Source organism: Kitasatospora sp. NBC_01302 (assembly GCF_035976515.1).
GTDB lineage: Bacteria > Actinomycetota > Actinomycetes > Streptomycetales > Streptomycetaceae > Kitasatospora.
In genome coordinates, this window is sequence record NZ_CP108404.1 from 7,494,452 (window position 1) to 7,508,100 (window position 13,649).

The following is a 13,649-nucleotide window of genomic DNA, read 5'->3' on the forward strand; positions in this document are numbered from 1 at the left end:
TCCTGCGATGACGGCAGCCGACACCGTGAGCCGGCCCTCGGCAGGCCTTCGCCTGCGTCCCGCCACCGCCGACGACCTCGAACCGCTCGTCGAGCTGCGCGCGGTGGTGATGCGCGCCGACCTGGAGCGCCTCGGCCGCTACGACCCCGAGCGGGTCCGCCAGCGCCTGCGGGACGCCTACCAGCCCGAGCACACCTCGGTGGTGCTGGCCGCCGGCGCCTTCGCCGGGTGCGTGGCGCTGCGCCCGGCGGCGGACGGTCACTGGCTGGAGCACTTCTACCTGGACCCGGCCGTCCAGGGCCGCGGGCTGGGCAGCGCGGTGCTGCGCACCCTGCTCGCGCGGGCGGACGAGCGCGGCTGGACGGTGCGGCTCAACGTGCTCCGGGGCAGCCCCGCCCGGCGGCTCTACGAGCGCTTCGGCTTCGTGGCGGAGCGCGCGGACGAGGTCGACGTCTTCATGGCACGGCGGCCGGGGCCGGGGCCGGGGGCTGGGGCTGGTGTTGGGGCGTCGGAAGTCGGCCTGGTCGACCTTGAGCGTGCCGGCACGACGGCGCCGGTGCGGCTCGCCCCGCCCGGGGGTCTCAGAGCGTGATCAGCACGCCGGGACCGGCCGGGCCCGGGGCCGTCGAGGGATGCGTGACCAGCACCGCGTCCTGGCCGGCCAGGGTCAGCGCCAGCACCGCGGTGCCCGGTGCGGGCCGCAGCTCGCCGCCGCCGGGGGTCGCGGTGACGGTGGCGCCGGGCCGACGGGTCATCAGGTTGAGCGCGGTGACCGGGCCGCCCAGCAGGCGGGCGGTGGTGGGCAGCGCGCCGGAGAAGGCGAAGGGCCGCAGCGGGCCGACGGTGACCGGTGCGGCGTCGCCCACCGTCAGTTCGAGCCCGGGGCCCTCGACCACCGTCAGCACCCGGTCGAACTCCGGGAAGAGCGAGAACGCCCCGTCCGCCGCCACCAGCGCCAGGCTCACCCGCCAGGCGCCCGCCGGGTCGGCCGCGACCTCCCGGGTGACACCGCCGCCGTTGCGCCAGGGGCTGGGGGTGCGGTCGGCGGCGGGCAGTTGCTGGACGGTCATCCGGGCAGCGTACCCGCCCGGCCGCGGGCCTGGCGGCCGGGGCGGTGCACCACCACGGCGAGCGCGGCGGCCCCGGCGCCGGCCGCCGCGACCGTGGTGAGCGCGATCGGCAGGCTCGCCGCGTCGGCCAGGAAGCCGATCACCGGCGGGCCGATCAGCATGCCCGCGTAGCCCAGCGTGGAGGCGGTGGCCACGCCCTGCGGCCCACCGGTCTCGCCGGCCTTGGCGATGGCGAGCGGGAACAGGTTGGACAGGCCCAGCCCGACCAGCACGAAGCCGCCCAGCACCGCCGGCACGGAGGGGACCAGCGCGGCGATCAGCATCCCGACGCCGGCGGTCAGCCCGCCCGCGGTCATCAGCCGTGCGGGGCCGAGCCTGATCGCCAGCCAGGTGCCGGCCAGCCGCCCGGCGGTCATCGCGAAGGCGTAGGCGGCGTACCCGAAGGCGGCCAGCGCGGCGCTCGCATGCACGTCGTCGGTCAGGTGCAGGGTGGCCCAGTCGGCCAGCGAGCCCTCGCCGTAGGAGCTGCACAGCGCGGTGCAGCCGACCAGCAGCACCAGGAGCCGGGCCTGCGGCAGCAGCCGCCCGCTCGGCGCGGCCCCGGCCCGGCGCTCGGCCCGATGCGGGGCGCTCGGCGCCGCGCGCAGCAGCACCGCGCCCGCGCCGGCGGTGACCAGCGCCCCGAGCACCCCGCTGCAGGCCAGTGCCCAGCTCGCCGTCAGCTGCCCGGCCAGCAGCCCGCCGATGGCCGCGCCGAGCAGGCCGCCCAGGCTGTAGCCGGCGTGGAAACTGGGCATGACGGGGCGTCGCAGCTCGCTCACCAGCTCGACGGCGGCGCTGTTCATCGCGACGTTGGCCGCGCCGTAACCCGCGCCGAAGAGCAGCAGCGCCGCGCCCAGGGTGAGCACGGAGTGCGCGTGCGACGGCAGCAGCACCGCGCCGCTCAGCACCGTGAGCGCGACCACGGTGACCGGGCGGCTGCCGAAGCGCAGGCAGAGCCGGCCGATCACCGGCATGGTGGCCACCGCCCCGGCCGACAGGCAGAGCAGCGCGAGGCCGAGGGCGGTGTGCGAGGCGTGCACCTGGGCGCGGATGTCGGGGATCCGGACCACCCAGGCGGCGAAGAGGAAGCCGTCGACGGCGAAGATCGCGGTGAGTGCCAGCCGGGCGGAGGACCAGCCGCGACCGGTCGGCCGGTCGAGGGGGGAGGCGGCAGGGGAGGCGGTGGAGCGGGGTGAGGAGGTGGTGGGGCGACTTATTTTGTTTAGGAGCGGCACAAAGTCAGAATAGAGGAGTGCAGCACACTCCGACAAGACTCGGCGAACCCGCCCACCGCCGCGCCCCCGACCGGGGCCGCAACCTGCTCGGCCCGGCCCTGGAGCTCATCCACACCGGCCGCGCGCCCACCCGCTCCGCACTGACCAGCGCCCTCGGCGTCACCCGGGCCACGGCCGGCGCCGTCGCCGGCGAGCTGGCCGCGCTCGGCCTGGTGACCGTCGACCAGCACCCGATCGGCAGCAGCCGCGGGCGGCCCTCGCACCGGCTCGGCCCGGCCGCCGACGGACCGGTGGTGCTCGCCGCCCAACTGCACGCCGACCGCCTGTCGGTGGCGCTGGTCGGACTCGGCGGCGCGCTGGGCGAGCGGGCGCACCACCCGGTGCCCGACCGCACCGATCCGGCCACACTGCTGACCGCCATCGCCACCGCCGGCGCCGCGCTGGTCCGTGCCGACCGCCGCCGCTGCCTGGGCGCCGCGCTCGCGCTGCCCAACCCGGTGCGCGAGCCGCGGGGGACCGCGCCGGCCGCGCTGATCTTCGGCTGGCCCGGCGACACCCCGGCGGCGGAGCTGTTCGCCGACGCGATCGCCGCCCAGGACCTGGGCCCCTCGGCCCGCCGCCCGTTGCCCACCGCGGTCGGCAACGACGCCAACCTCGTCGCCCTTGCCGAGCACCGCCACGGCGCCGGTCGCGACGCCCGGCACCTGCTGCTGGTCACCTCCGGCCACCTGGGCGTCGGCGGCGCGCTGGTGGTGGACGGCCGGCTGCACACCGGTAGCGCCGGGCTCGCCCTGGAGGTCGGCCATCTGACGGTGGATCCGCAGGGCCGCCCGTGCCCCTGCGGCAACCGCGGCTGCCTCAATGTGGAGGCCGACCCCCAGGCGCTGCTCGCCGCCGCCGGCCGCACCCCGGACCCGGCCCGCCCGTTGCTCGACCAGGCCCAGGAGCTCGCGCGGGCCGCCGCGCACGACCCCCTCGCCCGCGCGGCCGTGGACAAGGTGGTGGACCGGCTCGCCCTGGGGCTGGCGGGCCTGGCCAACATCCTCAACCCCGACCGGATCGTGCTCGGCGGCCTGCACGGCGACCTGCTCGCCGCCGCGCCCGAGCGGCTCCCGGCGGCGGTCACCCGGCACAGCCTGTGGGGGCGGTGCGACCAGGTCCCGATCGTCGCCTCGGCCTTGCGGGGGGCGGGGTTGGTGGGCGCCGGGGAGCTGGCCTGGGGGCCGTACCTGGCGGACCCCCAGCTGGTGGCCGACGCGTCCTATGGATAAGTCATTCTGACTGAATCTCAGAAAAGAGTGACGGTGGCTTGATTGTGTGCACACCGTCCCCTTCTTCTTACTGTCACTCTATTTTCGAACCCCTTGCTCGGAGCTCTTCGCATTCCCTGTAATGGCGTACACGGAGCAAGACCTGCGACGAATCCGAGGACAGTACATGCGTATCAACCGGTTCATGCTCGCGCTCACCGTCGGGACGAGCATCCTCGCGCTCGGTGCCACTGCCCACGCCGCCGTCCCGCACGCCTCCAGCGTCCCGGCGGTGCGCGACGCCGCCGGGCCGGCCTCCGGCAAGCACGTCGTCGAGCTCGGCTCGCAGACGCAAGCGCTCCCGGCGGTCGGCGACGCCCGGCCGGACGACGCCATGACGCCCGACGTCACCTACCACACCACCGCGTTCACCAACAACGACGGTGGCGAGTGTCTGGATGGTGACACCAACACCATCGGCAACAACGGTGCGAAGGTCCAGCTCTGGGGCTGCAACGGCTGGAGCAACCAGAACTGGTACTGGACCCCCGCGCCGGGCCAGCCCACCGGCTACTACACCATCCAGAACGGCGACCAATGGCAGTGTCTGGATGGTGACACCAACACCATCGGCAACAACGGTGCGAAGGTCCAGCTCTGGGGCTGCAACGGCTGGAGCAACCAGACCTGGATCTGGAACGGCAGCACGCTGAGGAACGCGGACAAGGGCCAGTGCCTGGACGGCGACACCAACACCATTCCCGCCAATGGTGCGAAGGTCCAGCTGTGGTCCTGCAACGGCTGGACCAACCAGAGCTGGACCTGGCACTGAGCGCTCGAACCACTGAGCTCGAACCCCTGAGCACCTGAACCCTGAGCACCTGAAGAGCTGAGCACCTGAAGAGCTGAGCCCTCCCGCCGCCGCGGCCGCCGTTCCTCGTCCGAGGACCGGCGGCCGTGCCGCATCCCCATCGCCGTGGAGTAGTCGCCGCGCCGCCGGCTACTCCACGGGCGGTAGGCAGGGTGCCGCCGCCGGCAGGACGCGCCGGGGACCGGTGCGCGGGAGGCTCACAGGGACGGACCCGGTGACGCCCGGGTCGCACCCGAGGAGATGGATCCTGATGCACACCTTCGCGACCGGCCTGCTGGCCGGTGACCACTGGCACGCGGGCCCGTGGTTCGTGATCTTCCCACTGCTCTGGCTGGCCTTCCTGGTGCTGGTCTTCGTGACGCTGCGTCGCACCCTCTGGCGGCGCGGCTGCTACGGCGGCCCGGTCGGCTCCTTCGGCCCCGCCGGTCGTTTCGGCGCCGCGGGCCCCCTGCAGTCGCCGCTGGCCGTGCTCGGTGAGCGCTATGCGCGCGGCGAGATCGACGAGGACGAATACCGCGCCCGGCGTGCGGTGTTGATCGAACGCGGGCCGGGCGACACCGGGTCCGACCACACCTGAGACGTCCGCCAGCCGGGCCCCCGGACCACTCCGGGGGCCCGATAAGCGGAACCTGGACCTCTCAAAATGATTACTTTCCGTTACAATCGATGCATGGCAGTGACACTCACCAGCACCGTGGACGTGGACCGCTCCGACGCCGACTACCGCGGCTGGCTCAAGGAGGCGGTCCGTCGGGTGCAGGCCGACGCCAACCGCTCGGCCGACACCCACCTGCTGCGCTTCCCGCTGCCGCCGCAGTGGGGCATCGACCTCTACCTCAAGGACGAGTCGACCCACCCCACCGGCAGCCTCAAGCACCGGCTGGCCCGCTCGCTCTTCCTCTACGGGCTGTGCAACGGCTGGATCCGGCCCGGCAAGCCGGTGATCGAGGCCTCCAGCGGCTCCACCGCGGTCTCGGAGGCCTACTTCGCCAAGCTGATCGGCGTGCCGTTCATCGCGGTGATGGCCAAGACCACCAGCCAGGCCAAGATCGACCTGATCCAGCTGCACGGCGGCAGCTGCCACCTGGTGGACGACCCGAGCGAGGTCTACGAGGTCTCCGCCCGGCTCGCGGCCGAGACCGGCGGCCACTACATGGACCAGTTCACCTACGCCGAGCGGGCCACCGACTGGCGCGGCAACAACAACATCGCCGAGTCGGTCTTCGCCCAGCTGCGCCTGGAGCCGCACCCCGAACCGGCCTGGATCGTGGCCACCGCCGGTACCGGCGGCACCTCGGCCACCATCGCCCGGTACGTGCGCTACCAGCAGTACGACACCCGGATCTGCGTCGCCGACCCGGAGAACTCCTGCTTCTTCGACGGCTGGCTCGACCACGACGCCGGGGCCACCTGCGAGAGCGGCTCGCGGATCGAGGGGATCGGCCGCCAGCGGATGGAGCCCAGCTTCGTACCCGGCGCGATCGACCGGATGATGAAGGTCCCCGACGCCGCGTCCATCGCGGGGATCCGGGTGCTGGAGCGGGTGCTCGGCAAGCGGGCGGGCGCCTCCAGCGGGACCGGGCTGTGGAGCGCGCTGCGGATCGTGGCCGAGATGCGCGAGCGCGGCGAGCGCGGCAGCGTGGTCACGCTCATCTGCGACCCGGGCGACCGCTACCTGGACAAGTACTACGCGGACTCCTGGCTGGCCGCGCAGGGGCTGGACATCGCCCCCTACCAGCGCGCGCTGGAGGCGTTCCTGGCGGGAAACCCCTGGTCGGAGCAGAGCGCGGTGTGATATTCACCGGACATGAATGATCTGCTGACCGACCGTCTGATCCTGCACCCCTTCACCGTCGCCGAGGCCGAGCGGGTGGCAGCGGGCCAGGCGGAGCCCGGCGACAACTGGGCCGCCGACTACCCGAGCGCGGGCGAGCGGGTGGGCGCCGGCATGTTCGCCAAGCGGGCCGCGAACCACGGCGCCCGCCAGCCGTTCGGCGGCTGGGAGATCCGTCGGCGCTCGGACGGCGCGGCGATCGGCGGCATCGGTTTCCACGGGGCGCCCGACGAGCACGGCACCGCCACCATCGGCTACGGCCTGTCCGAGTCGGTGCGCGGCCAGGGCTACGCGAGCGAGGCGCTGCGCGGCATCCTGGCGGCCGCGCCCGGCTGGGGCGTCAAGCGCCTGATCGGCGACACCGACCTCGGCAACACCCCGTCCCAGCGGGTGATGGAGGCCTGCGGCCTGACCTTCACCCACCAGGACGAGGAGCTGAAGTACTACGGGATCGACCTGGCCTGACCAGCCCGGTCGGGACGGTCGCCGGCCGGGGCCAGGAGCAGCTCGCGCACGTGCTCCCGCGCCGCCTCGGCCGCCTCGGCGGGCAGCGCCGCGTCGGTCACCCAGGTGTCCACCTCGGCCAGTTCGGCGAAGGTCGACAGGCCGACCACGCCCCACTTGGTGTGGTCGGCCACCGCCACCACCCGGCGGGCCGAGGCCACGAAGTTCCGGTTGGTCTCCGCCTCGGCCAGGTTCGGGGTGGACAGGCCCGCCTCCGGGGAGAGGCCGTGGGTGCCGAGGAAGAGCAGGTCGAAGTGGAGCGAGCGGATCGCCCGGTCGGCCACCGGGCCGACCAGCGAGTCCGAGGGGGTGCGCACCCCGCCGGTCAGCACCACGGTGGTGCCCACCGCCTCGCCCTGCCGCTGGGCCCGCTCGAACACGTCGGCCACCCGCACCGAGTTGGTCACCACCGTCAACTGCCCGACCGACGTGAGGTGCTGGGCGAGCGCGAAGGTGGTGGTGCCGCCGGAGAGCGCGATCGCGCTGCCGGGCGCCACCAGGCAGGACGCCGCCCGGGCGATCTCCTCCTTGGCGGACAGCTCCAGCGCCGACTTCGCCTCGAAGCCCGGCTCGTGGGTGCGGGCCTCCTCGACCGGCACCGCGCCGCCGTGCACCTTCTCGATCGCGCCGAGCTTGGCGAGCGCGTCCAGGTCACGGCGGATCGTCATGTCGGAGACGTTCAGCCGCCGGGTCAGCTCGTTGACCCGCACACCGCCGCGCCGCCGGACCTCGTCGAGGATCAGCGCCCGGCGCTGCTCGGCGAGCAGGTTGCTGTTGTCGGCCACGTGCGCTGTCCCGCCTCTCGGTGCTCCTTCAATGGGATTATCCTGCCACGTCAGCCCGGCCGGACGGGGAGCAGCGGCCCGGGGGTCACCCGCGGGGCAGCGGGAGGTCGGCGGGCACCAGGAGCTGGAGGTCCTCGGTGGAGGGGTCCGGCAGCTGGGCGACCCGCATCGCGTGCCGCTCGACCATGGTCTCGAAGACCTGCCGGGCGGTGCGTCCGTTGCCGAAGGACGGCCCGCGGTGCAGCGTGCCGAAGTGGTCGAGCAGCGCGCCGGCGGTGGCCTCGGCGAGCTCGTACTCGTGCTCCGCGCACTGGGTGCGGGCGATCTCCAGCAGTTCGGCGTCGGTGTAGTCGGGGAAGGTGATGGTGCGCGAGAACCGGGAGGAGACCCCGGGGTTGGAGCCCAGGAAGCGCTCCATCTCGGCGGTGTAGCCGGCCACGATCACCACCACCGCGTCGCGGTGGTCCTCCATCAGCTTCACCAGGGTGTCGATCGCCTCCCGGCCGAAGTCGCGGGCGCCGTCCTCGGGGGAGAGCGTGTACGCCTCGTCGATGAACAGCACCCCGCCCCGGGCCTGTTCGAAGGCGGCCTGGGTGCGGATCGCGGTGGAGCCGATGTGCTCGCCCACCAGGTCCACCCGGGCCACCTCGACCAGGTGCCCGCGCTGCAGCACCCCGAGCGAGGCCAGGATCTCGCCGTAGAGCCGGGCCACCGTGGTCTTGCCGGTCCCGGGGGAGCCGGTGAAGACCAGGTGCCGGCGGAGCGAGGGCGCCTTCAGCCCGGCCTGCTGGCGGCGGCGCCCCACCGAGATCAGGTCGATCAGGGTGCGCACCTCCTGCTTCACGGTGGCCAGCCCGATCAGCGCGTCCAGTTCGGCCAGCGCCTCGTCCGCGGGGCGGCAGTCCGGGATCGGCGCGATCTGGGGCGGGGCGACCAGCGCCGGACCCGCCGTCAGCTGCGCGGTGCGCGGCGCGGGGACGGTCTCGGCGGGGGCCTTGGCACTGGGCACGTCGTCCGAGGTGCAGGCCTCCACCACCGGGCCCGGCTCGGCGAACTCGAAGCCGGCCCGGCCGTTCTGCTCGGCCCGGCAGCGGGTCAGCACGGTGCGGCAGCCGTCGATCACATGGAAGCCGAAGCCCTTGCCCTGCACCGCCCGGCAGTTCTCGAAACTGCCCCTGCCCTGCGCCGAGACGTAGACCGCCGCCTCCGCGCTGCCCCGCACCACGCAGTCGCGCAGCACCGGGTCGGCCCCCTTGGTGACGATCACCCCGGTGGCCACCTCGGCGATCTCGCACTCCGTCAGCAGACCGCCGCTGCCGTGGTCGCGGAACCACAGGCCGGTGCCCGCCTCGCGCACCCGGCAGCGCTCCAGCGCCACCGTGGCGCCGGAGCTGACCGAGATCGCGGAGCTGCGGATCCGGCTGAACGAGGTGTCGGTGACGGTGGCCCGGGAGTCGCGGTCGAGCACGAAGAGCGCGTCCGGCAGGTCGTGCAGGGTGCAGTCGGCCAGGGTGAGCTGGGCGCCGTCGCTGACCCAGATCGCCGGGTAGTCGCCGGTGCTGTCCTCGATCACGCAGCCGGTGGCCTCGGCCCTGGTGCCCGGGTCCCAGACCGAGAGCGCGCCGCGGCCGAACGCCCGCACCGTGCAGCGCTCGAGCGTCAGCGTGGAGTGGCCGCGCAGGTCGGCGGCGTTCTCCGGCAGCTCGTGCAGCCGGCACTCCACCAGGTGCAGCTCGGCCTCGGTGTCCAGGGTCAGGCCGTTGCCGGTCACCCGGTGCACCGCGCAGTCGGTCAGCCGGCCCACCGCCTTGGCCTCGGCCTGCACCCCGCTGCCGCGGATCTCGTACAGCTCGCAGCCGGTCAGCTCGGCCAGGCTGCCGGCGTCGGTGAGCAGCACCCCGGCGCCCGCCGCGTGGTGCAGCCGGCAGCGGTCCAGCCTGGCCTCGGCCCCCTCCAGCACCGCCAGGCCGGCCTGTCCGGCCGCGGCGACCTCGCACTCCTCGATCTGCGCGGTGGCCGCGCCGCGCAGCCGCAGGCCCAGTCCGGCGGGGTTGCTGACGGTGCATCCGGTCAGCCGGGCGGTGGCCCGCTCGGTCACCTCGATGCCGACCGCGGAGTGGGTGTCCACCCGGCAGCCGATCAGCGTGGCCGCCGCCTCGGGGCCGGTGACCAGCACGGCGGCGGCGGAGCTGTCGAAGCCCTCGACGACCAGGTCGCGCACAGTGGCGGCGGCGGTGATGGTGAGCGCCACGCCCGAGGACGGGTCGATCCGCACCGTGCCGGGGCCCTCGGCGGGCACCACCGTGACCGCCTTGTCGAGCAGCACGTTCTCCCGGAAGACGCCGGGCCGCACGGTGACGGTGTCGCCGGGCTCGGCGGCGGCCAGCGCCTCGGCCAGTGTCTGGTACTCCCCGGCACGGCGCCGCCAGCGCGAGCCGCTGTCCTGCGTGACCCGGACCCTGTGCTCAGTCATGACGCTCCGTCGTCCGCCTTCCGCTGGTCGTGCTGTGCCGCCGGTCGCCCGCGCCGGGGCTCGTCCGAGCCGTCCGGTGCACCGTTGCCACACCGTAGCGCGTCCCGGGTGGCCTCGATCGCGTCAAGCGGCCGGCAGCCGTTCACCACGGGCCAGCACGGTCACCTCGTCGCCCAGGCGCACCGTGCCCAGTTCGGGGCCGCCCAGCTGCTCGGGGCGTTCGGGAACCAGGTTGACGCCGAAGACGGATTTCTTCTCGAAACGTCGGCGCTTGGCCAGGGTGCGCAGCGGCTCGGCCCCCGCCCGCTCGCCGCTCTCCTGGTCGGTGGTGGTCACCACGCAGCGCCCGCAGAGCTTGACCGCCCGGAAGGTCACCTCGCCGACCCTGACGCGTCGCCAGTGGTCCTCCTCCCAGGCCTCGGTGTCCTCGATCACCAGGTTGGGCCGGAACCGCTCCATCGGGACGGCGGGCGAACCGCCGGTCACCAGCCACTCGCCCAGCGCGGCCAGCGAGGCGGTGGTGACGGCCAGCAGCGGGAAGCCGTCGGCCATGCTCACGGTCTCACCGGGGTTGCCGAAGCCGGGCACGATCGCGCGGGCCCGCGGGTCCGCCAGGTGCAGCAGCCGGATCTCGCCCAACGTGTGCGGACCGAGCCGTTCGGCGAGCCAGAGATGCGCCTTCGGGTCGGCCTCCAGGGCGGCGAACCGGGTGCCGAACACGTCGGCCTCGGTGGGCCGGGCGCCCTCGGCGGCTCGGGGCACGGGTATCCGCAGCCGGTCGCCCTCGGGGGAGGTGAGCCACAGCGTGCCGTCCTCCTGCGGTTCCGCCCGGTAGCCGGCGAGTTGCGGAAGGTCCCGCTGGGTGACGGCCAGGCCGCTGGGGCGGGCCAGCATCCACCGCCGGTCCCCGCGCAGTCCCCACGGCTCCACCACGGCGTGCTCCAGGCTCTGCCGGTGGAACGACTTCACGGGGTAGCGGTGCAGGCCGGTGAGGAGTGGCATATGACCATCCTGCCAGGTCGCGAGGCCTGCGCCGGCCACGGGGCGGGCCGTCGGCGGTCGCCCCTGGGCGGATGCGCGCGGGCCGCCGGGTCCGCCGTCGAACGGCGGTCCCAGCGGCCCGTGGATGACCGATCCCCCTCGGTTGTCGCCCGGTCGGGACGACCGGCCTGCCTTCGGTCAGAAGGCCTGCCCCTGGCCCGGCTGCGGCGGCTGCGGTGCCTGGCCGAACTGGGACTGGCCGAACTGCGACTGGCCCATCGGCTGCTGGCCGAACTGCGGCTGACCGAAGGGCTGCTGACCCATCGGCTGCTGGCCCGCATAGCCCTGCGGCTGCTGCTGGCCGGTCTGCGGCGCTCCCGTGAACTGCTGCCCGGGGAACTGCTGCCCGGGCTGCTGGAAGAACTGCTGGGGCGGCATCGGCCGCATCGGGGCGCCCGGCGCGGGCGCCATCGGTCCGGCCGGCCGGAAGGCGCCGGGCTGCTGGTCCCAGGCCTGCGGCGCGGACGGCTGCGGGTAGCCCGGCTGCATCGGCCCGGGTACCCGAGGACCGGGCACGTACGGCTGGCCGCCGGGACCGGGAACCGGTTGCACGTTCTGGTAGCCGGGGCCGGAACTCGGGCCGGGGCCCAGTGCCAGGCGGGCCGGCGGCAGGGCCGGGAGCAGGCTGGTCGACTCCATCGCCGAACCGTAGCCGGGCACCGGGGTGGGGGCCGGCGGGAGCGCGGCCGGCACGTTGATCGGCGCGATCTGGGGGACTCCACGTTCTGCGACCAAGCTGTCGTAGATGGGCGTGCCCGACGAGAAGGACGGAGGGTAGTAGCCGACTCCGTCGTAGGAGCGGGGCGAGGTCATGGGGCATACCGTAAGCCCAGAATGCGCCCCTGAGGAGCCTGGGAGGGGTGGCAGTTCGAGTGTTTACGCAACCTTCGCCAACGCAAAGCGGATGAATGGTCAGACTTCGGACATTCTGCCGACACATTCCGGTCAATCTTGCTCATCGTCGACGCGTGAGCCTCCCGGATCGGGGGGCTCACGCCGGCACACCCGCAGGCCCGCGCCACGCGGCCGAACTGGCGTCTGATCAGCCGCGCTGCATCGCCTGGGCCGGGAACCCGGGCAGCTCGGCCACCTCGGCGGTGCAGAAGGCGCAGCGCACGGCCGCGGCCGGAATCCGGCTCAGGCACTGCGGGCAGTCCACCTTGGCCGGTTCAGCCGCCTTCGGCTTCTCCAGCCGTGCCTGCAGGCGCCCGACCGGCACCACCACGGCGACGTAGATCACCGCGCTGACCAGCACAAAGCTGATCAGCGCGTTCAGGAAGGCGCCGTAGGGGAAGGTGGTGGCGCCGATCGTGAAGCTCTGCTTGCTGAAGTCCCCGACCGCACCGGCCGCGACCCCGATCAGCGGGGTCAGGAACGCCGTGACGAAGCCGGTGACGACGGCGGTGAAGGCCGCGCCGATGACGATGCCGACGGCCAGGTCGACCACGTTTCCACGCAGCAGGAAGCTGCGGAAGCCCTTGAACACGGCTCTGACTCCAGGGGGGTTCACGCGGGGCGACGGCCGGCCCCGCTCACGGCGCCATCCTGTCCGGGCGCGGGTGCCGCGGTCCAACCGCATTCACCCGCTCTGCCTAACGGGTGCACAGAATTGACGGTTCATCAGATGTGACGTGCACGCACCGGCCGGGTGGCTGCGCCGGAGGTGCTGCACGCCCCCTGTGCGGCGGCCGCCGGCGGGCGCATACTGGCCCGGCGTGGTCCGCGCCGTACGAGGGGGACGAGACATGCCGATCGTCGTCGTGCTGGTCGTCGTGTTGCTGCTCTGGCTGGTCACCAGTGTCCGGGTGGTCCAGCAGTACGAGCGCGGGGTGGTGTTCCGGCTCGGGCGGGTGCGCAGCGCCGTGCGGGAGCCGGGGCTCGCGCTGCTGTTGCCGGTGGTGGACCGGATGCGCAAGGTCAACGTGCAGGTGGTGACCATGCCGGTGCCGGCCCAGGAGGGGATCACCAAGGACAACGTCACCGTGCGGGTGGACGCGGTGCTCTACTTCCGGGTGGTCGAGCCGGTGCGGGCCACCGTGGACGTGCAGAACTACTCCTTCGCAATGCTCCAGGTCGCGCAGACCTCGCTGCGCTCGATCATCGGCAAGAGCGAGCTGGACGATCTGCTCACCGGGCGCGAACAGCTCCACCGCGGGCTGGAGTTGATGCTGGAGAGCCCGGCGGTCGGCTGGGGCGTGCACATCGACCGGGTGGAGATCAAGGACGTCGCGCTGCCCGACTCGATGAAGCGCTCGATGGCCCGGCAGGCCGAGGCCGACCGCGAGCGGCGGGCCCGGATCATCACCGCGGACGGCGAGTTCCAGGCCGCCGCCAAGCTCGCCGAGGCGGCGGACCGGATGGCCGAGACGCCGGCCGCGATGCAGTTGCGCCTGCTGCAGACCGTGGTGGAGGTGGCGGCGGAGAAGAACTCCACGCTGGTGCTGCCGTTTCCGGTCGAGCTGCTGCGCTTCTTCGAGTCCGCGGCGGACGCGGCGAAGGCCCGCCCGGAAGCCCGCCCGGAGTAGCCGGAACCGCCCGATCGGG

At 73.7% G+C, this 13,649-nt stretch carries 14 protein-coding genes; 7 read left to right on the forward strand and 7 right to left on the reverse strand.

Annotation, left to right across the window (positions count from 1 at the left end):
* Positions 1-7: 7 nt before the first annotated feature.
* Complete coding sequence (locus tag OG294_RS32855; protein ID WP_327070187.1) at positions 8-592, forward strand: GNAT family N-acetyltransferase; 585 nt, start codon at positions 8-10, stop codon at positions 590-592.
* On the opposite strand, the gene OG294_RS32860 is transcribed toward OG294_RS32855, so the two are convergent.
* Positions 582-1,070, reverse strand: a complete 489-nt coding sequence (locus OG294_RS32860) for a HutD/Ves family protein (RefSeq protein ID WP_327070188.1) — start codon at positions 1,068-1,070, stop codon at positions 582-584. The genes OG294_RS32855 and OG294_RS32860 overlap by 11 nt on opposite strands.
* Positions 1,067-2,347, reverse strand: coding sequence for an MFS transporter (locus OG294_RS32865; RefSeq protein ID WP_327070189.1), 1,281 nt, complete (start codon positions 2,345-2,347; stop codon positions 1,067-1,069). Before OG294_RS32865 ends, OG294_RS32860 begins: the two co-directional genes overlap by 4 nt.
* Positions 2,348-2,364: 17 nt before the next feature.
* On the opposite strand from OG294_RS32865, the gene OG294_RS32870 reads away from it, so the two are divergent.
* The 5 genes from OG294_RS32870 to OG294_RS32890 all read left to right on the forward strand — a co-directional run bounded on the left by OG294_RS32870 (position 2,365) and on the right by OG294_RS32890 (position 6,767).
* A complete protein-coding gene (locus OG294_RS32870) occupies positions 2,365-3,618 on the forward strand; it encodes an ROK family protein (RefSeq protein WP_327070190.1) in 1,254 nt (417 codons plus the stop codon).
* A gap of 166 nt (positions 3,619-3,784) precedes the next feature.
* A complete protein-coding gene (locus tag OG294_RS32875) occupies positions 3,785-4,429 on the forward strand; it encodes an RICIN domain-containing protein (protein ID WP_327070191.1) in 645 nt (214 codons plus the stop codon).
* Between the two features lie 289 nt (positions 4,430-4,718).
* Complete coding sequence (locus OG294_RS32880) at positions 4,719-5,045, forward strand: SHOCT domain-containing protein (protein WP_327070192.1); 327 nt, start codon at positions 4,719-4,721, stop codon at positions 5,043-5,045.
* Between the two features lie 93 nt (positions 5,046-5,138).
* Positions 5,139-6,263: a PLP-dependent cysteine synthase family protein gene (locus OG294_RS32885; RefSeq protein WP_327070193.1), complete on the forward strand. Its 1,125-nt coding sequence runs from the start codon at positions 5,139-5,141 to the stop codon at positions 6,261-6,263.
* Between the two features lie 12 nt (positions 6,264-6,275).
* Positions 6,276-6,767 carry a GNAT family N-acetyltransferase gene (locus OG294_RS32890; protein WP_327070194.1) on the forward strand — a complete coding sequence of 164 codons (492 nt, stop codon included), beginning with the start codon at positions 6,276-6,278 and terminating at the stop codon, positions 6,765-6,767.
* Here OG294_RS32890 and OG294_RS32895 read toward each other — a convergent pair.
* The 5 genes from OG294_RS32895 to mscL all read right to left on the reverse strand — a co-directional run bounded on the left by OG294_RS32895 (position 6,746) and on the right by mscL (position 12,591).
* The gene (locus OG294_RS32895) at positions 6,746-7,591 is read right to left on the reverse strand and encodes a DeoR/GlpR family DNA-binding transcription regulator (RefSeq protein WP_327070195.1); all 846 of its coding nucleotides are present in this window, start codon (positions 7,589-7,591) and stop codon (positions 6,746-6,748) included. The genes OG294_RS32890 and OG294_RS32895 overlap by 22 nt on opposite strands.
* A gap of 85 nt (positions 7,592-7,676) precedes the next feature.
* Positions 7,677-10,064 carry a right-handed parallel beta-helix repeat-containing protein gene (locus OG294_RS32900; protein ID WP_327070196.1) on the reverse strand — a complete coding sequence of 796 codons (2,388 nt, stop codon included), beginning with the start codon at positions 10,062-10,064 and terminating at the stop codon, positions 7,677-7,679.
* 123 nt (positions 10,065-10,187) lie between these two features.
* Positions 10,188-11,066 (reverse strand): MOSC domain-containing protein, encoded by an 879-nt coding sequence (locus OG294_RS32905; protein ID WP_327070197.1) that lies wholly within the window; start codon positions 11,064-11,066, stop codon positions 10,188-10,190.
* A 177-nt stretch (positions 11,067-11,243) separates the two neighbouring features.
* Positions 11,244-11,918 (reverse strand): DUF6643 family protein, encoded by a 675-nt coding sequence (locus tag OG294_RS32910; RefSeq protein ID WP_327070198.1) that lies wholly within the window; start codon positions 11,916-11,918, stop codon positions 11,244-11,246.
* Between the two features lie 229 nt (positions 11,919-12,147).
* Complete coding sequence (mscL, locus tag OG294_RS32915; RefSeq protein WP_327070199.1) at positions 12,148-12,591, reverse strand: large conductance mechanosensitive channel protein MscL; 444 nt, start codon at positions 12,589-12,591, stop codon at positions 12,148-12,150.
* A gap of 259 nt (positions 12,592-12,850) precedes the next feature.
* Here mscL and OG294_RS32920 point away from each other — a divergent pair, with 259 nt between their 5' ends.
* Positions 12,851-13,630: a slipin family protein gene (locus OG294_RS32920; RefSeq protein ID WP_327070200.1), complete on the forward strand. Its 780-nt coding sequence runs from the start codon at positions 12,851-12,853 to the stop codon at positions 13,628-13,630.
* Positions 13,631-13,649 lie beyond the last annotated feature (19 nt).

What these genes read in the sequence shown, in the direction of transcription:
- OG294_RS32855 (WP_327070187.1), top strand. Translation starts at nt 8, where the DNA reads ATGACGGCAGCCGACACCGTGAGCCGGCCCTCGGCAGGCCTTCGCCTG.
- OG294_RS32860 (WP_327070188.1), bottom strand. Translation starts at nt 1,070, where the DNA reads ATGACCGTCCAGCAACTGCCCGCCGCCGACCGCACCCCCAGCCCCTGG.
- OG294_RS32875 (WP_327070191.1), top strand. Translation starts at nt 3,785, where the DNA reads ATGCGTATCAACCGGTTCATGCTCGCGCTCACCGTCGGGACGAGCATC.
- OG294_RS32880 (WP_327070192.1), top strand. Translation starts at nt 4,719, where the DNA reads ATGCACACCTTCGCGACCGGCCTGCTGGCCGGTGACCACTGGCACGCG.
- OG294_RS32885 (WP_327070193.1), top strand. Translation starts at nt 5,139, where the DNA reads ATGGCAGTGACACTCACCAGCACCGTGGACGTGGACCGCTCCGACGCC.
- OG294_RS32890 (WP_327070194.1), top strand. Translation starts at nt 6,276, where the DNA reads ATGAATGATCTGCTGACCGACCGTCTGATCCTGCACCCCTTCACCGTC.
- OG294_RS32900 (WP_327070196.1), bottom strand. Translation starts at nt 10,064, where the DNA reads ATGACTGAGCACAGGGTCCGGGTCACGCAGGACAGCGGCTCGCGCTGG.
- OG294_RS32905 (WP_327070197.1), bottom strand. Translation starts at nt 11,066, where the DNA reads ATGCCACTCCTCACCGGCCTGCACCGCTACCCCGTGAAGTCGTTCCAC.
- OG294_RS32910 (WP_327070198.1), bottom strand. Translation starts at nt 11,918, where the DNA reads ATGACCTCGCCCCGCTCCTACGACGGAGTCGGCTACTACCCTCCGTCC.
- OG294_RS32920 (WP_327070200.1), top strand. Translation starts at nt 12,851, where the DNA reads ATGCCGATCGTCGTCGTGCTGGTCGTCGTGTTGCTGCTCTGGCTGGTC.